The following is an 18,231-nucleotide window of genomic DNA, read 5'->3' as shown; positions in this document are numbered from 1 at the left end:
CCCCTTCTTCGTGGCGTACGGTTTCAGCAGATGAGAGAAACACCCCGGGCGGAGCCTCCCCAGCCCCGTCCACACCGTGCCCTCGCGCACACCGCTGGAGCCCTGGGCTCCGGAACTCCTCACCGATCGGATGGCCGCCCGCCCCACACCCCCCGGGGCGCGCGGCAGCCCGGTCAAGGCGACCGCCCCGGAACCACCCCCCCTGTTCCGGGGCGGTCGGCTGTCTTCTGGGCCCTGGTCGTCCTCACCCTCACCACCTGGCAGGTCCTGGTCGACGGCCCGCTGGCCCGCCTCGACGAACGCCTCTCCCGCGCCCTGGTGGACACCGTCCCGCGCGGTCTGAGCGAGGCCGCCTCCGACCTGGGCAACCTGACGGTCGCGCTCCCGGTGCTGGTCGTCGCCATGGCGTACGCCTACCGGCGGGGCCGCCGTGCCGCGGCCCTCTTCGCGGGGCTGGCCATGGCCGCCGTCCCGCTCCTGGTGGTCCCCCTGAAGGAGTGGACCGCCCGCCCCGGCCCCCTCGAACCCTGGGCCCACGGCTACTACCCCTCGGGCCACACGGCCACGGCCCTCGTCGCGTACTTCGGCGCGGCCTTCCTGGTGTCCCGACGCCTGGTGCCCGTCGCCGCCGTGCTCACGGCGGTGACGGGCACCGGGCTGGTCCTGCGCGGCTACCACTGGCCGCTGGACGTGCTGGCCAGTTGCTGTCTTGGGGTGCTGGTCCTGTTCGTCAGCTCCAGTTGTACGCGTCGAAGTTCCGGCTGAACTCCCCCTGGTTGTAGCGGTCCCAGTTGATCGACCAGGTCATCAGGCCGCGCAGGGCCGGCCAGGTGCCGTGGGTCTGGTAGCTGCCGCAGTCGGTCTTCTTGGTGAGGCAGTTGAGGGCCTTGTTCACCTCGGCCGGGGTGGTGTGGCCGTTGCCGGCCTGGGTGGAGGCGGGCAGGCCGATGGCGACCTGGTCGGGGCGGAGGGCCGGGAAGACGCGGTCCGTGTTGCCGGCGACGGGGAAGCCGGTGAGGAGCATGTCGGTCATGGCGATGTGGAAGTCCGCGCCGCCCATGGAGTGGTACTGGTTGTCGAGGCCCATGATCGAGCCCGAGTTGTAGTCCTGGACGTGCAGCAGGGTGAGGTCGTCGCGCAGGGCGTGGATGACCGGGAGGTAGGCGCCGGCGCGCGGGTCCTGGCCGCCCCAGGGGCCGGAGCCGTAGTACTGGTAGCCGAGCTGGACGAAGAAGGTCTCCGGGGCCATGGTGAGGACGAACTTGGCGCCGTACTTGGCCTTGAGGGTCTTGACCGCCGAGATCAGGTTGACGATGACCGGGCTGGTCGGGTTGCGGAAGTCGGTGTCGCCGGTCTGGAGCGACAGGGAGTGGCCCTCGAAGTCGATGTCGAGGCCGTCGAGCCCGTACTCGTCGATGATCTTCGAGACGGAGGAGACGAAGGTGTCGCGGGCGGCGGTGGTGGAGAGCTGGACCTGGCCGTTCTGGCCGCCGATGGAGATCAGGACCTTCTTGCCGGCGGCCTGCTTGGCCTTGATGGCGGCCTTGAAGTCGGCGAGGGACTCGACGCCCGGGCATTCGGTCGCCGGGCAGAGGCTGAAGCGGATGTCGCCGGAGGTGACCGAGGTCGGCTCGCCGAAGGCGAGGTTGATGACGTCCCAGGAGTCGGGAACGTCGGCCATGCGGGTGTAGCCGGAGCCGTTGGCGAAGCTGGCGTGGAGGTAGCCGACGAGGGCGTGGGCGGGCAGGGAGCCGCCGGGGTCGCCGCCGCCTCCGCTGGTCGTCGTGCCGGTCACGGCGGTGGACTTCGCCGACTCGCCGGCGCTGTTCGCGGCCGAGACCTGGAAGCTGTACGCGGTGGCGGCGGCCAGACCGGTCGCCGTGTACGAGGTACCGGTGACGGTCGCGAGCGGGGCGCCGTCCTTGTAGAGCTTGTAGGAGGTGGCGCCGGAGACCGCGGGCCAGCTCAGCGTGATCGAGGACGAGGTGGCGGAGCCCGCGGTCAGGCCGGCCGGGGTCGCCGGGATCTGGACGGGGTCACCGCCGGGGCCGAGCAGGGACAGGTCGTCGGCGAGGTAGGCGCCGGTGCCGTACCAGCCGTGGGTGGAGAGCGTGACCGAGGTGGTCGAGGCGCCCGTGGTGAAGGTGGTGGCGAGCCGCTGCCAGTCCGGGGCGGACTGGGTCCAGGCGGTGGCGTCGGCGGTCCCGGTGCCGGAGGCGCCGAGGTAGACGTAGCTGCCGCGGACCCAGCCACTGAGCGTGTAGGTGGAGTTCGGCTTCACGGTGACGGTCTGGGAGCACTTGGCGTTGTCGCTGCCCGCGGGCGTGGCCTGGAGGGCCTTCGTCCCGCCGTGCACGGGCGAGGAGACGACGGCCCCGCTGCCGGCCGTGCAGCTCCAGCCGTCCAGGCCGGACTCGAAACCGCCGTTGCGGGCGAGTTCGGTGTCGGCGGCCTGGGCCAGGGGGGTGAGCGCCACGAGTCCGCCGGCGGCGAGGACGCCCGCCAGCAGCAGGGTGAGGGGTCTGGTGCGGTCCACAACTGCCTCCGGGGTGGGGGGAATCGAGGTGGAGCGCGCCACAGCATGGTCCAGACCAATTGAGTGGTCAAGACCTTTGCCGGGGATGACGAGCCGTCAGGTTGCCTCCAAACCCCTTTCGCCCCGCGCCAACTGCCCCGCGGCCTCGTGCATCGCCAGTTCGAGCAGCGAGGCGTCGGTGAGCGTGCCCGCCGCGTCCGGTGTCACCAGCCAGCGCACGCCGCCGCTCACCCGGCCCGGGTACGGGACGACGATCCAGGTGCCGCTGCCCGCGCCGCGCACCCCGGTGCCGAGCCAGCGCGCGGCGGTGCCGGGCGGCACGAAGAAGCCCATCCGGGCGTCGCCGAAGTCGGCGAGCACCGGGCCCGGCCGGTCCACCAGGCGGCTCAGCACGTCGAGCGTCGGATAGCCGAGCTCGGACGGCAGGATCAGCACGTCCCAACGCCGGCCGGCGGGCAGCAGCGTGACCCCGTGCGGGTTGCGCTCCCACTCCCAGCGGCAGGCGTCGGGATCCGGCGCGGCCGAGGCCAGCCACTCCACGGCGGTCCTGGCCTCAGCGGCCCCCGAACCAGTCATCGCGACGGTCTCCTCTCTCCGTACGGACACCTCGGTCGGGGTGTCCGTACGGAGAGAGGGCGGTTCGGGGTTTCTCTTACGCGGGTTTCCTACCCGCGAGTTGTGATCTGGATCACAACCGGCTCACGCCTGGTCAGCTGTCGAAGCCCAGGCCCAGCTTGTCCATGGTCTTGAGCCACAGGTTCCGCCGGCCGCGGTTCTCGTCGGCCCGGGCCAGCGACCACTTGGTCAGCCCGATGCCCGCCCAGGCGATCGGCTCCGGCGGGAACGGCAGCGGCTTGGAGCGGACCATCTCCAGCTCGGTGCGCTCGGTGCGCTCCCCCGCCAGCAGGTCCAGCATCACGTCGGCGCCGAAGCGCGTGGCGCCGACACCGAGACCCGTGTAGCCCTGCGCGTACGCCACCTTGCCCTGGTGCGAGGTGCCGAAGAAGGCCGAGAAGCGCGAGCAGGTGTCGATCGCGCCGCCCCAGGCGTGGCTGAAGCGGAGGCCCTCCAGCTGCGGGAAGCAGGTGAAGAAGTGCTCGGCCAGCTTCAGATACGTCTCCGGGCGGTGGTCCATCTCGGCGGTCACCTTGCCGCCGAACTGGTAGATGGCGTCGTAGCCGCCCCACAGGATCCGGTGGTCCGCGGTGATGCGGAAGTAGTGGAACTGGTTGGCGCTGTCGCCCAGGCCCTGCCGGTTCTTCCAGCCGATCGAGGCGAGCTGCTCGGCGGAGAGCGGCTCGGTCATCAGCGCGTAGTCGTAGACCGGGACGGTGTAGTGCCGCAGCCGCTTGACCAGCGAGGGGAAGACGTTGGTGCCGAGGGCGACCCGGCGGGCCGCGACCCGGCCGTACGGGGTGCGCACGGCCATGCCGCCGCCGGGGCCGCCCGCCGAGACGAGGTCGAGCGCCGGGGTGTTCTCGAAGATCCGCACGCCCAGGTCGAGGCAGGCCCGCTTGAGCCCCCAGGCCAGCTTGGCCGGGTGCAGCATGGCGACGCCGCGGCGGTCCCACAGGCCGCCCTTGAAGGTCGGCGAGGCGACCTCGGCCCGGACTGCCTCGCCGTCGAGGAGTTCGAGGCCGTCGGCGAGACCGAGCCGCTCGGCCTCCTCGTACAGCTCGTGGAGCTCGTCCACCTGGTAGGCCTCGGTGGCCACGTCGATCTCGCCGGTGCGCTCGAAGTCGCAGTCCAGGGAGTAGCGGGCCACGGCCTCCTCGATGGCGTCGAGGTTGTGCTCGCCCATCCGCTCCAGCTTGGCGAGCTCTCCCGGCCAGCGGGCGAGCCCGTTGCCCAGGCCGTGCGTGAGGGAGGCCGCGCAGAAGCCTCCGTTGCGGCCCGAGGCGGCCCAGCCCACCTCGCGGCCTTCGATGAGCACGACGTCCCGGGAGGGGTCGCGCTCCTTGGCGATCAGCGCGGTCCACAGGCCGCTGTAGCCGCCGCCCACGACCAGCAGGTCGCAGCGCTCACTGCCGGTGAGAGCGGGCAGTGCACCCGGCTTACCGGGGTCTTCCAGCCAGAAGGGGACGGGCTGGGCGTCGGAGAGAGATTGTGCAGCGAGACGCATGGCGACTGGGGCCATGGTTTCCAACTCCTTCGGTGCCTGACCGGCTTTCGGTCAGGCTGTTGCTGTTTTCTTGCGCCGGTTCGTAACAATCTGTCCGGCCACTACCACCAGCACCGCGATGACGAACATCGCCGTGCCGATGACGTTGATCTGCACGGGGGTACCGCGCTGCGCCGAGCCCCAGACGAACATGGGGAAGGTCACGGTCGAGCCCGCGTTGAAGTTGGTGATGATGAAGTCGTCGAACGAGAGCGCGAAGGCGAGCAGCGCGCCGGCCGCGATGCCGGGCGCCGCGATCGGCAGCGTGACCCGCAGGAAGGTCTGCACCGGGCCCGCGTAGAGGTCGCGCGCGGCCTCCTCCAGACGCGGGTCCATGGACATCACGCGCGCCTTGACCGCCGTCACGACGAACGACAGACAGAACATGATGTGGGCGATCAGGACCGTCCAGAAGCCCAGCTCGGCGCCCATGTTGAGGAAGAGGGTGAGCAGCGAGGCGGCCATGACGACCTCGGGCATCGCCATCGGCAGGAAGATCAGCGAGTTGATCGCGCCACGCGCCCGGAAGCGGTAGCGGACCAGCGCGAAGGCGATCATCGTGCCGAGGACGACGGCGCCGACCGTCGCCCACGCGGCCAGCTGGAGCGAGAGGGACAGCGAGCCGCACATGTCGGCGACACCGCAGGGGTCCTTCCAGGCGTCCAGGGAGAACTGCTGCCACGCGTAGTTGAAGCGCCCGTTCGGCTTGTTGAACGAGAACACCATCACGACGATGTTCGGCAGGATCATGTACGCGAGCGTGAGCAGGCCCGCGATGACGACGAGGTGCTGTCGGATCCAACGCATCAGACCAGGTCCTCCGTTCCCGCCTTGCGGATGTAGACGGTGACCATGAGGAGCACGATCGCCATGAGGATGAAGGACAGCGCGGCGGCCGTCGGGTAGTCGAGCACGCGCAGGAACTGCGACTGGATGACGTTGCCGACCATCTTGGTGTCGGTCGAGCCGAGCAGTTCGGCGTTGACGTAGTCACCGCTCGCCGGGATGAAGGTGAGCAGCGTGCCGGAGACGACGCCCGGCATGGAGAGCGGGAACGTCACCTTGCGGAAGGTGGTGGCCGGGGAGGCGTACAGGTCCTGCGCCGCCTCGTGCAGCCGGCCGTCGATCCGCTCCAGGGAGGTGTACAGCGGCAGGATCATGAACGGCAGGAAGTTGTACGTCAGACCGCACACCACCGCCATGGGCGTGGCGAGCACCCGGCTGCCCTCGGTCCAGCCGAGCCAGCTGGTCACGTCGAGGACGTGCAGCGCGTCGAGCGCGTTCACCACGAGGCTGTCGTCCGCGAGGATCGTCTTCCAGGCCAGCGTCCGGATGAGGAAGCTGGTGAAGAACGGCGCGATGACGAGGACCAGGAGGACGTTGCGCCAGCGGCCGGCCTTGAAGGCGATGAGGTACGCCAGCGGGTAGCCGAGCAGCAGACAGAGCAGGGTCGCCGTGCCCGCGTACAGCAGCGAGCGGATGAACTGCGGCCAGTACTCCTGGAAGGCGTCCCAGTAGGTCTGGAAGTGCCAGGTGACCTGGAAGCCCTGCTCCAGGGAGCCGGTCTGCACCGAGGTGGAGGCCTGGTAGACCATCGGCAGCGCGAAGAACACGAGCAGCCAGATGATGCCGGGCAGCAGCAGCCAGTACGGGACGAGCCGCTTGCGGGTGGAGGGCTTGCGCGGGACCGGGTCGCCGGCCGCGGGCGCCTCCTCCTTGACGAGGGTGGGCGTGCTCATGCGGCGTCCTCCACCGTCTCCACACCGGCGTCGATGTCCTGGGCGGCGTCCAGCCCGAAGGTGTGGGCGGGGTTCCAGTGCAGGACGACCTCGGCGCCGGGGACCAGGCGCGCGTCCCGCTCGATGTTCTGCTCGTAGACCTGGAGCTCCTGGCCGGCCGGCGAGTTCACCACGAACTGGGTGGAGACGCCGATGAAGGAGGAGTCGACGATCCGGCCGGTGACCCGGTTGCGGCCGTCGGCGATCGTGCCCTCGTCGTCGGCGTGGGCGAGGGAGATCTTCTCCGGGCGCACGCCGACCAGCACCTTGCCGCCCGTGCGGACGGCGTCCGTACAGCGGCTGCGGGGTACGCGGAGCTTGCCGCCGCCGGCCGTGGCCAGGACGTCGGCGCCGCCCGTCTCGACGACCTCGGCCTCGATGAGGTTGGAGGTGCCGAGGAAGTTGGCGACGAAGGTGGTCTGCGGGTTCTCGTACAGGTCGGCGGGGGCGCCGAGCTGCTCGACGCGGCCGCCGTTCATCACCGCGACCTGGTCGGCCATGGTCATGGCCTCCTCCTGGTCGTGGGTGACGTGGACGAAGGTGATGCCGACCTCGGTCTGGATGCGCTTCAGCTCCAGCTGCATCTGGCGGCGCAGCTTGAGGTCGAGCGCGCCCAGCGGCTCGTCGAGCAGGAGGACCTGGGGGTGGTTGATGAGCGCGCGGGCGACGGCGACGCGCTGCTGCTGGCCGCCGGAGAGCTGGTGCGGCTTCTTGTGGGCGTGCTCGCCGAGCTGCACGAGGTCGATCATCTCGTCGACCTGCGGCTTCACCGACTTGACGCCGCGCCGGCGCAGGCCGAAGGCGATGTTCTCGAAGATGCTCATGTGCGGGAAGAGCGCGTACGACTGGAAGACCGTGTTCACGGGGCGCTTGTACGGCGGGAGGTCGGTGACGTCCCGGTCGCCGAGGAAGACGGTGCCCGTGGTGGGGTCCTCCAGGCCGGCGATCATGCGCAGCGTGGTGGTCTTGCCGCAGCCCGAGGCGCCGAGGAGGGCGAAGAACGAGCCCTGCGGGATCGTCAGGTCGAGCGGGCGGACGGCGTGGAAGGAGCCGTAGGACTTGCTGATGCCGGAGAGACGGACGTCGCCGCCGCCGGCGTTCTTTTCGGTGTGAGCAGTCTTGTCAGTCATGGGTTGCGGTCCCGGAGGGTCGTAAGGAAAGGGGTGGCGGCGGTCAGGCACCGATGAGCTTGGCGAACTTCTCCTCGTACGCCGTCTCCTCCGCGCTGCTCAGCGAGCGGAAGGCGTGCGACTTCCGGGCCATCGCCTTGTCGGGGACGATCAGCGTGTTGTTCGCCAGCTCGGGGTCGATCTTGGCGAGCTCGTCCTTCACCCCGTCGACCGGGCAGACGTAGTTGATGTACGCGGCGAGCTGCGCGGCCACCGGAAGCTCGTAGTAGTAGTCGATGAGCTTCTCGGCGTTGGTCTTGTGCCGGGCCTGGGCGGGGACCAGGAGGTTGTCGCTGGAGGTGATGTAGCCCGCCGAGGGGATCGCGAACTTGATGTCCGGGTTGTCCGCCTGGAGCTGGATGATGTCACCGGCCCAGGCGAGGCAGGCCGCCAGGTCGCCCTTGTCGAGGTCGGAGGTGTAGTCGTTGCCGGTGAAGCGGCGGATCTGCTTCTTGTCGACGCCCTTCTGGAGGCGTCCGACGGCCGCGTCGTAGTCGGCGTCGGTGAACTTCCCGGGGTCCTTGCCCATGTCGAGCAGGGTCATGCCGACGGAGTCGCGCATCTCGGTGAGGAAGCCGACCCGGCCCTTGAGCGCGGGGTCGTCGAGCAGCTGGCTGACGGAGTCGACCTTCTTGCCGCCGGTCGCCTTGGAGTTGTAGGCGATGACGGTGGAGATGCCCGTCCAGGGGTACGAGTAGGCCCGGCCCGGGTCCCAGTCGGGGCGGCGGAACTGCGCGGAGAGGTTGGCGTACGCCGTGGGGAGGTTCGACGCGTCCAGCTTCTGCGCCCAGCCGAGGCGGATGATGCGGGCGGCCAGCCAGTCGGTGACGCAGATCAGGTCGCGGCCGGTGTCCTGGCCGGCCGCGAGCTGCGGCTTGACCTTGCCGAAGAACTCGACGTTGTCGTTGATGTCCTCGGTGTACTTGACCTTGATCCCGGTCCGCTTGGCGAAGGCCTCCAGGGTGGGCCGGGACTTCTCGTCCTCGCTGACGTCCATGTACTCGGTCCAGTTGGAGAAGTTCACCGTCCTCTCCTTGGCCGAGAAGTCCGTGGACGCCGGCCCCTGGCCCTCCCGTTTGGCCGGCGGGATGCCGCAGGCGGTCAGGCCGGCGAGCCCGCCGACCGTGAGCGCGCCCACGCCGCCCGCCCGCAGCACCGAACGGCGGGTGAGCGCGCCCCGGCCGCTCGTGAGAGTGCGCCGCATCGCCGCTATCTGCGCGGCGGACAGACTGTCGGGCTGGTACTGCTCCATGCGCTGTGCCCTTTCGGGATGGGTTCGCCGCTGGTCGGACGGCTGGCTGCTATCGGTCCCCGAAGATCGTGCGGTGCCAGTCCTTCTCGGCGACCGCGGTGTTGTCGAACATCACGTGCTTGACCTGCGTGTACTCCTCGAAGGAGTACACCGACATGTCCTTTCCGAAGCCGGAGGCCTTGGAGCCGCCGTGGGGCATCTCGCTGATGATCGGGATGTGGTCGTTGACCCACACGCATCCGGCCTTGATCTCGCGGGTGGCCCGGTTGGCCCGGTACACGTCGCGGCTCCAGGCGGAGGCGGCGAGCCCGTACGGGGTGTCGTTGGCGAGCTGGATGCCCTCGTCGTCGCTGTCGAAGGGCAGGGCCACCAGGACCGGGCCGAAGATCTCCGACTGCACGACCTCGCTGTCCTGCGCCGCACCGGTGATCAGGGTGGGGCGATAGTACGCCCCGTCCTTCAGGTCACCGCCGGGGGCTTCGCCGCCCGTGACGACGGTGGCGTAGCCGCGGGCGCGCTCGACGAAGGCGGCGACGCGGTCGCGCTGGGCGTGGCTGATGAGCGGCCCGAGGTCCGTCGACGGGTCGAACGGGTCGCCCAGCCGCACGGTCTCCATGAGCTCGGCGACCCGCGCCACGAAGGCGTCGAAGAGCGGCCGCTGCACATAGGCGCGGGTGGCGGCGGTGCAGTCCTGCCCGCTGTTGATGAGCGAGGCGGCGACGGCGCCGTGCGCGGCGGCCTCCAGGTCGGCGTCGTCGAAGACGACGAACGGTGCCTTGCCGCCGAGCTCCAGGTGGAGGCGCTTGACGGTGGCGGTGGCGATCTCGGCGACCCGCTTGCCGACCGGGGTGGAGCCGGTGAAGGAGGTCATGACCACGTCGGGGTGGCCGACGAGGTGCTCGCCCACGGTGCGGCCGGCGCCGTTGACGATGTTGATGACACCGTCGGGGATCCCGGCCTCGGTCGCCGCCTGCGCGAACATCAGCGAGGTCAGCGGGGTGAGCTCGGCCGGCTTGAGGACGATCGTGTTGCCGGCGGCGACCGCCGGGAGGATCTTCCAGGCGGCCATCTGGAGCGGATAGTTCCAGGGTGCGATGGAGCCGACCACGCCGATCGGCTCGCGCCGTACGTACGAGGTGTGGTCGCCGTCGTACTCGGCGGCGGACTGGCCCTGGAGGTGACGGGCCGCACCGGCGAAGAACGCGGTGTTGTCGATCGTGCCGGGCACGTCGAACTCGGTCGTCAGCTTGATGGGCTTGCCGCACTGGAGGGACTCGACGACGGCGATGTCCTCCGCCCGCTCGGCGAGCACGCTCGCGAACCGGTGCAGGGCCTCGGACCGCTCCCCCGGCGTGGCGGCCGCCCAGGCGGGGAAGGCCGCCTTGGCCGCGGCGACGGCGTCGTCGACGTCCGCCTCCGAGGCGAGGGCGTACGTGTAGACGCTCTCGCCGGTGGCCGGGTCGATGACGCTGTGCTCCTGCCCCGAGGTTCCGGGGCGGAGCCGCCCCCCGATGTACTGCGCGCCGTCCGCGAAACGGTCCGACACCTGGAAGCGGTTGCCCATGACGCACTCCGTTGTTCCCGCTCGAATTGAGTGCCGATCCTGACAGAGACATACGGGTGCAACAAGTGATTCCGTTGTTGCCTTTTGGTTACGCGACGGAATCGGTGGACCATGTGTCGAGGGCAGCGGGAAATTGCCGTACGGAGTGTCCGTGGCGAGTGGCAGGGTGGCATGCATGAAGGATCTTGAGTGGCTGATTGGCCAGGTCAGACGGGGTGAGAAGGTCAAGTGGCTGCACTTCTGGGGCCACCGTCCACGGCCCGACGGCACGCTCTCGGCGAGTTGTCTGAGCCAGTGGTGGCCGTCACCGTTCGTGGTGGACGGCGTGCGGTACGCGACCGCGGAGCACTGGATGATGGCCGAGAAGGCGAGGCTGTTCGGCGACCCGGAGGCCGAGGCGACGATCCTCTCGGCGCGGACCCCGGCGGAGGCCAAGAACGCGGGCCGTCTGGTCCGGGACTTCGACGGGGACGTCTGGGAACGGGAGCGCGCCGAGATCGTCACGCGGGGCAGCGTCCACAAGTTCGCCGCGGACGAGGCCCTGCGGGCGTTCCTGCTGGGAACGGGCGCGCGCGTCCTCGTGGAGGCGAGCCCGTTGGACCGCGTCTGGGGCATCGGCCTGACGGCGGACGCCCCGGCCGCGACGGACCCGGAGCGCTGGCGCGGCCTGAACCTCCTGGGCTTCGCGCTGATGGAGGCGCGGGACCGGCTGCGGCTGTGAGGGGAGCGGAGGGCGGGCGGGGGGACGGGGACCCCCCACCGGCCGACTGCGCTAACGGCCCCCGGCGTCCACGACCAGCGAGGTGGCGAACGGGTCCTCGGACTCGTCGAAGGACGACGAGTCCTGGGAGATGACCCAGACCATGAACCCGAGGAACACGGCGCTCACCAGAATGCCGATCGACCCGAGGATGACACCCGCGAGGGCCATGCCCCGGTTGGTCGCCTCGCCCCGGTTCGCCTTCTTCATGCCGATGATGCCGAAGATCAGCGCCAGGACGCCCAGGACGATCCCCAGGCCGTACATGCAGAAACCGGCCACGGCGATGATGCCGAGCACCATCGCCGTCGTCCCCATCCCGTTGGACGGGGACTGCTGCCAGCCCGGCTGCCCGTACCCCGCGCCGTAGCTCGGGTACGGCGACGCCGGCGGGTAGCCGTAGGACGGTGTGGCCGGCGGCACCGGGGCGGGCGTCGGGTAGCCGTACGCGCCGCCCGGGGCGACCGGCGGCGGCGGGACGTCCGCGCCCGGCATCGAGATCACGGTGTTCTGGTCATGGACCGGAGGCGTCGCGGGCTTGGTCAGCTCGACGCGGTCCGGGTGGGGCGGAGCCCACGGGTCCACCGGCGGTTCGCTGTTTTCGGACATTGGGCCTCCCCCATCGTGGTCACGCCATGCTACGACCTCCCTCTGACGGAGGAAGGGCCCGGCCTACGATGACCCGATGACCGACCTGCATCCCTTCATCGCCGGACTCCCCAAGGCCGAGCTGCACGTCCACCACGTCGGCTCCGCCTCGCCCCGGATCGTCGCCGAGCTGGCGGCCCGCCACCCGGACTCCAAGGTGCCGACCGATCCGGAGGCGCTGAGCGACTACTTCGTCTTCACGGACTTCGCGCACTTCATCGACGTGTACCTGTCGGTGGTGGACCTGGTCCGCACCCCCGAGGACGTGCGCCTGCTGACCTACGAGGTCGCCCGCGACATGGCCCGGCAGAACATCCGCTACGCCGAGCTGACCATCACCCCCTACAGCTCCACCCGCCGCGGCATCGACGAGCACGCCTTCATGGCGGCCATCGAGGACGCCCGCAAGGCCGCCGAGACCGAGCTGGGCGTGATCCTGCGCTGGTGCTTCGACATCCCCGGCGAGGCGGGCCTGGAGGCGGCGGAGGAGACCGCGCGCCTGGCGGTCGACCTGCGCCCGGAGGGCCTGGTCTCCTTCGGTCTCGGCGGCCCCGAGATCGGCGTGCCGCGCCCGCAGTTCAAGCCGTACTTCGACCGCGCCCGCGCGGCCGGCCTGCGCTCGGTCCCGCACGCGGGCGAGACGACGGGCCCGGAGACGGTCTGGGACGCCCTGAACGACCTGGGCGCCGAGCGCATCGGCCACGGCACCAGCTCGGTCCAGGACCCGGAGCTCCTCAAGTACCTCGCCGAGCACCGGATCGCCCTGGAGGTCTGCCCGACCTCGAACATCGCCACCCGCGCGGTGGAGCGCCTGGAGGACCACCCGCTCAAGCGGATGGTGGACGCGGGCGTGCTGGTGACCATCAACAGCGACGACCCGCCGATGTTCGGCACCGACCTCAACAACGAGTACGCCGTCGCCGCCCGCCTGCTCGGCCTGGACGAGCGCGGGGTCGCGGCCCTCGCCAAGAACGCGGTGGAGGCCTCGTTCCTCGACGAGGCGGGCAAGGCCCGGATCGTCGAGGAGATCGACACGTACACGGAGCAGTGGCTGGCGCGCTGAGCGCCGGGAGAATGGGGTCATGGACCCCGTCACTGTCGTAGGCCACCGCGGCGACCCCTACCGCGTCCGCGAGAACACCGTCCCCTCGATCCTGTCGGCGATCGAGCGGGGCGCGGACGCGGTGGAGGTCGACGTCCGGCTCACCAAGGACGGCGTCCCCGTCCTCCTCCACGACGACACCCTCAAGCGGCTCTGGAAGGTCGAGCGCCCGCTGTCCTCGCTGACGGTCTCCGAGCTCGCGGAGGTCACCCAGGGGGGTGTGCCGACCCTGCGCGAGGCGCTGATCGCTGCCGGGGCGCACCGCCTGATGCTGGATCTGCCGGGCGGCGACGCGCGTTCGGTGCGCACGATCGTGGGCACGGTCCGCGAGGCCGGGGCGGGCGAGCGCGTCTACTACTGCGCCGGGGCCGTGGCGATGCTCCAGGTGCGGGCGGCGGACCCGGCCGCGGAGATCGCGCTGACCTGGAACACGCTGGCCCCGCCGCGCCGCACGCTGCTGGACGCGGTGCGCCCCCGGTGGCTCAACTACCGCTTCGGCCTTGCCGGTCGGGAGCTGGTGGAGCGGGTGCACAAGGACGGGCTGCTGGTCTCGGCCTGGACCGCGGACACCGCCTGGACGATGCGTAAGCTGATCCGCGACGGGGTGGACTCGATCACCACCAACCGGATCGACACGCTGGCCGGCGTGCTGCGAAAGGGCCGAGAATGAACGACAGGATCCGCACCGACATCGCGCACAACGCACGGGTGTGGAACTACTGGCTGGGCGGCAAGGACAACTACCCGGTGGACCGCGCGGTCGGCGACCAGGTCACCTCCTTCCACCCGAGCATCGGCGCCGTGGCGCGCGCGGACCGGGCGTTCCTCGGGCGGGCGGTCACGTACCTCGCGGCGGAGGCGGGGGTGCGCCAGTTCCTCGACATCGGTACGGGGCTGCCGACGGCCGACAACACCCACGAGGTCGCGCAGCGGGTGGCGCCGGACTCCCGGGTGGTCTACGTCGACAACGACCCGATCGTCCTGACCCACGCGCGGGCGCTCCTGACGAGCGCGCCGCAGGGCGTCACCGAGTACGTGGACGCCGACGCGCACGACCCGGAGACGATCCTGGCGGCGGCCGGCCGGACGCTGGACCTGTCGCGGCCGGTCGCGGTGCTGATGCTGGGCATCCTGAACTTCGTCCTGGACACCGACGAGGCCCGGCAGATCGTGCGCACGGTGATGGCGGCGCTGCCGTCCGGCAGTCATCTGGTGCTGACGCACCCGACGTTCGACGCGGAGCTGGGCGGCGAGGGGAACATCGCGGCGATGGAGTTCTGGAACGCCCACGCGACCCCGCCGATCACGGCGCGCGGCCGGGCGGATTTCGCGTCGTTCCTGGACGGCCTGGAGCTGCTGGAGCCGGGCATCGTGTCGTGCGCGCGCTGGCGGGCGCCGGAGGCGGTCGCGGTGGCGCAGTACGGAGCGGTGGGCCGCAAGCCGTAATGGACATACGGGGGAGGCGCGGGACTCTGGGGACTCAAGGGACGCGGGGGACGCAAGGCGGGGCGGGGATCCAGGACGGGCGGCTCGGGCTCCGGGACGTCCGCGGGATCCAGGAGCTGAGGGCCTGGGCGGCGGACCACCCCTGGGCGGTCGACACGGCCCTGGCGCTGCTCGTGCAGGCGGCGATGACGATGCCCTTCGTCGTCCCGCGCCCGCCCGAACTGGAGCCGGCGACCTGGCCCGCGTACGGCCTGACGACGCTGACGGTCCTGCCGCTGGTGTGGCGCCGCCGGGCACCGCTGGCGGTGCTGCTCGCGATGCTGGCGGCCAGCGCGCTGTACAAGCTGGCGCTGGAGGGCCCGGGGCAGCCGCTGCCGTACACCGGTCTGGTGAGCGTCTACACGATCGCCGTGCTGTCGCCGCCGTGGAAGCGGCTGGTGACGGCGCTGCTGATGCTGGTCGCGGTGCCGGTGTCGGTATGGCTCAACACCCAGTCGGCGCGCGAACTGACCTTCTCCCTCTTCGTGTTCGGCGCCGCCTACGCCTTCGGCCGGCTGACCGACGCCCGGCAGCGGGCCAACCGGGTGGAGGCGGAACAGGCCGCCGCGCGGGAACGGGCGCGGATCGCCCGGGAGATGCACGACATCCTGTCGCACGCGGTGAGCCTGATGATCGTGCAGGCGGAGGCCGGCCCGCTGGCCGTGCGCCGGGCGCCCGAGCGGGCCGAGGCCGCGTTCGAGGCGATCTCGGAGACCGGGCGCGACGCGATGCGGCAACTGCGCGGGATGCTCGGCGTGTTGCGGGACGAGGACGGCGCCTCCGACGCGCCGCGCGACCCGCAGCCCGGGATGGACCGGCTGCCGGAACTGGTCGAGCGGGTACGGGGCGGAGGGCTCGACGTGCGGTACGGGACGGACGGCACGGCGCGCCCGCTGCCGGCCGCGACCGGGGCGACCGTCTTCCGTATCGTGCAGGAGGCGCTGACGAACGTGGTCAAGCACGCGGGGGCCACGACGGTGTCGGTGCGCCTCGGCTACGGCAGGGACGAGGTGGAGGTCCGGGTGACGGACGACGGGCGCGGGCCGCGCCCCGGGGGTTCCGGCGGGCACGGTCTCGTCGGGGTCCGGGAGCGGGCGGCCGCCCACGGGGGTACGGCCTCGGCCGGCCCCGGCCCGGACGGGCACGGTTTCGAACTGCGGGCGGTGCTCCCGCTGGAGGTGCGGGGATGACGCTGCGGGTGGTGGTCGCGGACGACCAGGAGCTGGTGCGCAGCGGGTTCGCGCTCATCCTGGACGTGCAGGAGGACATCGAGGTGGTCGCGGAGGTCGGCGACGGCGCCGCGGCCGTGGAGGCGGTGCGGCGGCTGCGGCCCGACGTGGCGCTGCTCGACATCCGGATGCCCCGGATGGACGGCATCGAGGCGTGCCGGGTGATCAGCGCGGAGTCGGAGTGCCGGACGGTCATCCTGACGACCTTCGACTCGGACGAGTACGTGTACGAGGCGCTGCACGCGGGTGCGAGCGGCTTCCTGCTGAAGGACGTGCGCCGGGACGACCTGGTCCACGCGGTGCGGGTGGTCGCGGCGGGCGAGGCGCTGCTCGCGCCCTCGGTGGCGCGGCGGCTCGTGGAGCAGTACACCTCGGGCACCCCGCGCCGGGCGGACGCGCCCGCCGACGCGCGGCTCGACGTGCTGACGGGGCGGGAGCGCGAGACGCTGCTGCTCCTGGCGCGGGGTCTGTCGAACGCGGAGATCGCGGCGGAGCTGGTGGTGAGCGACCACACGGTGAAGACGCACGTGGGGAACGTGCTGGCGAAGCTGGGGCTGCGGGACCGGATCCAGGCGGTGATCTGCGCGTACGAGACGGGGCTCGTGGCGGCGGGGCCTCCCCCGGGCGGGGGAGGCGCGGCGAGGTGACTCCCCCGCGCCGGTGAGGAATGCCGGCCGTGGGAACCGCCGGTGCGGGCGATCCGCGTTCCGTCCCTGGTCAGCAGGATGGAGCCATCGAGAACAACGGCTCACACCCACGGAGTTGACCATGAAGAGCACCACCCGCACGCTGCTGGCCGCCGCCCTCGTCCTGGGCGTCGCGGCGGGTCCCGCGGTCCTCCCGGCGGGCGCGGCCCCGGTGTCCGTGACGGCCCGGTCCGCTGCCGAGGGCGCCCCGGTGGACCCCGCGACGGGCACCGCCCTGGCGGCGGCGATCGCCGGCCTCCCGTCGAAGGACGCGACGGCGGCGCTGGTCCGGGTCGGGGGCACGGAGGGTGTCTGGCAGGGCGGTTCGGGCGTGCGGGATCTGAAGTCCGGCCGCGCGGCGGACCCGGGGGCGCGGTTCCGGGCGGGTTCGGTGACGAAGGTGTTCACGGCGGCGGTGGCGCTCCAGCTGGCCGGCGAGGGCCGGCTCGACCTGGACCGCACGGCCCGCTCGTACCTGCCGGAGCTGATCCCGGCGGCGTACGGCGAGGTGACGGTGCGCCAGCTGCTGAACCACACGCACGGCATCCCGGCGGCGGATCTGCCGGGCGAGACGGTCGAGGAGTGGTACGCGCGCCGTTTCGTGGAGTACGACCCGCGCGACCTGGTCCGCTCGGCGACCTCCCAGCCGCGCGAGTTCGCCCCCGGTGCGAAGCAGCACTACCTGAACATCGGCTACACGATCGCGGGTCTGATCATCGAGCGCGTCACGGGCGACTCGTACGCGCACCAGGTGAGCGCGCGCGTGCTGCGGCCGCTCGGGCTGCGCGACACGTACTTCCCCGGCACGAGCCCGCGGATCGAGGGCCGGTACAACCACGGCTACCAGTGGATGCGGCTGGACGACGGGACGACCGGGCTGCGGGACGTCTCCGTGTGGGGGGCGACGGACGGCTGGGCGGCCGGGGACCTGATCTCCACCACGGCGGACCTGGAGCGCTTCACCCAGGCCCTGTTCGCGGGCCGGGTGGTGCGCGGACCGCTCCTGGAGGAGATGTTCACGCTGCCGAAGGTGGCGGACTTCAAGAGCGGTGCCCCGGCCGCGTACTCCGTGGGCCTGTCGATGAAGAAGCTGGGCGGGCGCGAGGTGTGGGGCAAGACGGGTGGCCGCTGGGGCTACAACGCGGCCATCGCCTCGACCCGCCACGGTGAGCGGACCCTGGTCTACAGCGTCAACGCGACCGACGCCAAGGGCCAGGACATGAACAAGGTGGCGCTGGGGATCATGCTGTCGACGTACGGCCTGCCGTCGGAGTGAGGACCGGCGCGGCGGCCTCCAGGGCTTCGAGGCGCTTGATCAGCCGGTGGACGGCGAGGAGCGGCAGGATGCCGATGACGCCGAACGACATGTCGATGACCGACCACCAGAAGGGGATGGCGCGGATCGGTCCGCAGATCAGGGCGAGCGGGATGATGCCGACGCAGGCGATCATGCCGAACTCGATCACCCAGATGTTGCGGACCGGGTCCCGGTAGGGCCCGTAGAAGGCGACGGCGATGACGAGGTGGGCGAAGGCCAGCCAGTCGGTGCCGTAGAGGAGGTACGGGGCCCGGGCGTCGGCGCCTTCGAGGCCGGTGCGGACGCGGGTGATCCACTCGGCGAGGCCGGGGAAGGCGTCGGCCAGGGGTGCGGCCCAGGAGTCCAGGGCCCCGTCGACGAGGCGCAGTTCGGTGACGAGCGGGAAGGCGGTGGCGCCGCTCAGTACCAGGCAGACGATGAAGACGACCAGCCAGACGCGGATGCGCTTGAGGAGGGCTCTGGGCCCGTTCGTGTCGCTCATGGGGGCAGCGTACGCCCCTCATGAACACGTTCAAAAAGGGGGCCCCGTCGCAGGGACCCCCT

18 protein-coding genes are annotated in these 18,231 nt (G+C 71.2%); 8 read left to right on the top strand and 10 right to left on the bottom strand.

What is annotated here, in order from left to right; all coding sequences use genetic code 11:
- Window positions 1–30 precede the first annotated feature (30 nt).
- Window positions 31–765 (top strand): phosphatase PAP2 family protein, encoded by a 735-nt coding sequence (locus ACZ3ZE_RS30510; protein WP_361626167.1) that lies wholly within the window; start codon window positions 31–33, stop codon window positions 763–765.
- Here ACZ3ZE_RS30510 and ACZ3ZE_RS30505 read toward each other — a convergent pair.
- From ACZ3ZE_RS30505 to ACZ3ZE_RS30470, 8 genes are all read right to left on the bottom strand, one after another.
- Window positions 731–2,536, bottom strand: a complete 1,806-nt coding sequence (locus tag ACZ3ZE_RS30505) for a chitinase (protein ID WP_361626164.1) — start codon at window positions 2,534–2,536, stop codon at window positions 731–733. The genes ACZ3ZE_RS30510 and ACZ3ZE_RS30505 overlap by 35 nt on opposite strands.
- A 96-nt stretch (window positions 2,537–2,632) precedes the next feature.
- Window positions 2,633–3,112 (bottom strand): hypothetical protein, encoded by a 480-nt coding sequence (locus ACZ3ZE_RS30500; protein WP_361177545.1) that lies wholly within the window; start codon window positions 3,110–3,112, stop codon window positions 2,633–2,635.
- A 133-nt stretch (window positions 3,113–3,245) separates the two neighbouring features.
- Entirely contained in the window at window positions 3,246–4,673 is a 1,428-nt protein-coding gene (locus tag ACZ3ZE_RS30495; protein ID WP_467261493.1) for an NAD(P)/FAD-dependent oxidoreductase, read from the bottom strand.
- Window positions 4,674–4,709: 36 nt separating this feature from the next.
- Complete coding sequence (locus ACZ3ZE_RS30490) at window positions 4,710–5,504, bottom strand: ABC transporter permease (RefSeq protein ID WP_361177549.1); 795 nt, start codon at window positions 5,502–5,504, stop codon at window positions 4,710–4,712.
- A complete protein-coding gene (locus ACZ3ZE_RS30485; protein WP_361177551.1) occupies window positions 5,504–6,436 on the bottom strand; it encodes an ABC transporter permease in 933 nt (310 codons plus the stop codon). Before ACZ3ZE_RS30485 ends, ACZ3ZE_RS30490 begins: the two co-directional genes overlap by 1 nt.
- Complete coding sequence (locus ACZ3ZE_RS30480) at window positions 6,433–7,605, bottom strand: ABC transporter ATP-binding protein (protein WP_361177553.1); 1,173 nt, start codon at window positions 7,603–7,605, stop codon at window positions 6,433–6,435. Before ACZ3ZE_RS30480 ends, ACZ3ZE_RS30485 begins: the two co-directional genes overlap by 4 nt.
- 43 nt (window positions 7,606–7,648) lie before the next feature.
- On the bottom strand, window positions 7,649–8,896 hold the full coding sequence (locus tag ACZ3ZE_RS30475) for a polyamine ABC transporter substrate-binding protein (RefSeq protein ID WP_361626158.1): 1,248 nt from the start codon (window positions 8,894–8,896) through the stop codon (window positions 7,649–7,651).
- Between the two features lie 49 nt (window positions 8,897–8,945).
- Window positions 8,946–10,460: a gamma-aminobutyraldehyde dehydrogenase gene (locus ACZ3ZE_RS30470; protein WP_361177557.1), complete on the bottom strand. Its 1,515-nt coding sequence runs from the start codon at window positions 10,458–10,460 to the stop codon at window positions 8,946–8,948.
- A gap of 175 nt (window positions 10,461–10,635) precedes the next feature.
- Here ACZ3ZE_RS30470 and ACZ3ZE_RS30465 point away from each other — a divergent pair, with 175 nt between their 5' ends.
- Window positions 10,636–11,181 carry an NADAR family protein gene (locus ACZ3ZE_RS30465; RefSeq protein WP_467261491.1) on the top strand — a complete coding sequence of 182 codons (546 nt, stop codon included), beginning with the start codon at window positions 10,636–10,638 and terminating at the stop codon, window positions 11,179–11,181.
- A 51-nt stretch (window positions 11,182–11,232) separates the two neighbouring features.
- On the opposite strand, the gene ACZ3ZE_RS30460 is transcribed toward ACZ3ZE_RS30465, so the two are convergent.
- Entirely contained in the window at window positions 11,233–11,829 is a 597-nt protein-coding gene (locus tag ACZ3ZE_RS30460; RefSeq protein WP_467261489.1) for a DUF4190 domain-containing protein, read from the bottom strand.
- Between the two features lie 76 nt (window positions 11,830–11,905).
- Here ACZ3ZE_RS30460 and ACZ3ZE_RS30455 point away from each other — a divergent pair, with 76 nt between their 5' ends.
- The 6 genes from ACZ3ZE_RS30455 to ACZ3ZE_RS30430 all read left to right on the top strand — a co-directional run bounded on the left by ACZ3ZE_RS30455 (window position 11,906) and on the right by ACZ3ZE_RS30430 (window position 17,646).
- Window positions 11,906–12,931 (top strand): adenosine deaminase, encoded by a 1,026-nt coding sequence (locus ACZ3ZE_RS30455; RefSeq protein ID WP_361177563.1) that lies wholly within the window; start codon window positions 11,906–11,908, stop codon window positions 12,929–12,931.
- Between the two features lie 19 nt (window positions 12,932–12,950).
- On the top strand, window positions 12,951–13,640 hold the full coding sequence (locus ACZ3ZE_RS30450) for a glycerophosphodiester phosphodiesterase (RefSeq protein WP_467261487.1): 690 nt from the start codon (window positions 12,951–12,953) through the stop codon (window positions 13,638–13,640).
- Window positions 13,637–14,416: an SAM-dependent methyltransferase gene (locus tag ACZ3ZE_RS30445; protein WP_361177567.1), complete on the top strand. Its 780-nt coding sequence runs from the start codon at window positions 13,637–13,639 to the stop codon at window positions 14,414–14,416. Before ACZ3ZE_RS30450 ends, ACZ3ZE_RS30445 begins: the two co-directional genes overlap by 4 nt.
- 107 nt (window positions 14,417–14,523) lie before the next feature.
- The gene (locus ACZ3ZE_RS30440) at window positions 14,524–15,645 is read left to right on the top strand and encodes a sensor histidine kinase (protein ID WP_467261517.1); all 1,122 of its coding nucleotides are present in this window, start codon (window positions 14,524–14,526) and stop codon (window positions 15,643–15,645) included.
- On the top strand, window positions 15,642–16,331 hold the full coding sequence (locus ACZ3ZE_RS30435; protein WP_361177571.1) for a response regulator transcription factor: 690 nt from the start codon (window positions 15,642–15,644) through the stop codon (window positions 16,329–16,331). The genes ACZ3ZE_RS30440 and ACZ3ZE_RS30435 overlap by 4 nt, the downstream gene beginning before the upstream one ends.
- A 121-nt stretch (window positions 16,332–16,452) precedes the next feature.
- The gene (locus tag ACZ3ZE_RS30430) at window positions 16,453–17,646 is read left to right on the top strand and encodes a serine hydrolase domain-containing protein (protein WP_363292275.1); all 1,194 of its coding nucleotides are present in this window, start codon (window positions 16,453–16,455) and stop codon (window positions 17,644–17,646) included.
- Here the strand turns inward: ACZ3ZE_RS30430 and ACZ3ZE_RS30425 are convergent.
- Window positions 17,612–18,169 carry a hypothetical protein gene (locus ACZ3ZE_RS30425; protein WP_361177575.1) on the bottom strand — a complete coding sequence of 186 codons (558 nt, stop codon included), beginning with the start codon at window positions 18,167–18,169 and terminating at the stop codon, window positions 17,612–17,614. The genes ACZ3ZE_RS30430 and ACZ3ZE_RS30425 overlap by 35 nt on opposite strands.
- Window positions 18,170–18,231: the final 62 nt, after the last annotated feature.

The organism is Streptomyces sp. NPDC023157 (assembly GCF_055560575.1).
Note: the sequence above shows the minus strand (reverse complement) of the source record. Positions and strands in the feature narration are given on the sequence as shown.

Bases quoted from the DNA above. Each gene is read 5' to 3' on its own strand.
- ACZ3ZE_RS30510 (WP_361626167.1), top strand. From the start codon at position 31: ATGAGAGAAACACCCCGGGCGGAGCCTCCCCAGCCCCGTCCACACCGT.
- ACZ3ZE_RS30500 (WP_361177545.1), bottom strand. From the start codon at position 3,112: ATGACTGGTTCGGGGGCCGCTGAGGCCAGGACCGCCGTGGAGTGGCTG.
- ACZ3ZE_RS30495 (WP_467261493.1), bottom strand. From the start codon at position 4,673: ATGGCCCCAGTCGCCATGCGTCTCGCTGCACAATCTCTCTCCGACGCC.
- ACZ3ZE_RS30490 (WP_361177549.1), bottom strand. From the start codon at position 5,504: ATGCGTTGGATCCGACAGCACCTCGTCGTCATCGCGGGCCTGCTCACG.
- ACZ3ZE_RS30485 (WP_361177551.1), bottom strand. From the start codon at position 6,436: ATGAGCACGCCCACCCTCGTCAAGGAGGAGGCGCCCGCGGCCGGCGAC.
- ACZ3ZE_RS30480 (WP_361177553.1), bottom strand. From the start codon at position 7,605: ATGACTGACAAGACTGCTCACACCGAAAAGAACGCCGGCGGCGGCGAC.
- ACZ3ZE_RS30475 (WP_361626158.1), bottom strand. From the start codon at position 8,896: ATGGAGCAGTACCAGCCCGACAGTCTGTCCGCCGCGCAGATAGCGGCG.
- ACZ3ZE_RS30470 (WP_361177557.1), bottom strand. From the start codon at position 10,460: ATGGGCAACCGCTTCCAGGTGTCGGACCGTTTCGCGGACGGCGCGCAG.
- ACZ3ZE_RS30465 (WP_467261491.1), top strand. From the start codon at position 10,636: ATGAAGGATCTTGAGTGGCTGATTGGCCAGGTCAGACGGGGTGAGAAG.
- ACZ3ZE_RS30460 (WP_467261489.1), bottom strand. From the start codon at position 11,829: ATGTCCGAAAACAGCGAACCGCCGGTGGACCCGTGGGCTCCGCCCCAC.
- ACZ3ZE_RS30455 (WP_361177563.1), top strand. From the start codon at position 11,906: ATGACCGACCTGCATCCCTTCATCGCCGGACTCCCCAAGGCCGAGCTG.
- ACZ3ZE_RS30450 (WP_467261487.1), top strand. From the start codon at position 12,951: ATGGACCCCGTCACTGTCGTAGGCCACCGCGGCGACCCCTACCGCGTC.
- ACZ3ZE_RS30445 (WP_361177567.1), top strand. From the start codon at position 13,637: ATGAACGACAGGATCCGCACCGACATCGCGCACAACGCACGGGTGTGG.
- ACZ3ZE_RS30435 (WP_361177571.1), top strand. From the start codon at position 15,642: ATGACGCTGCGGGTGGTGGTCGCGGACGACCAGGAGCTGGTGCGCAGC.
- ACZ3ZE_RS30430 (WP_363292275.1), top strand. From the start codon at position 16,453: ATGAAGAGCACCACCCGCACGCTGCTGGCCGCCGCCCTCGTCCTGGGC.
- ACZ3ZE_RS30425 (WP_361177575.1), bottom strand. From the start codon at position 18,169: ATGAGCGACACGAACGGGCCCAGAGCCCTCCTCAAGCGCATCCGCGTC.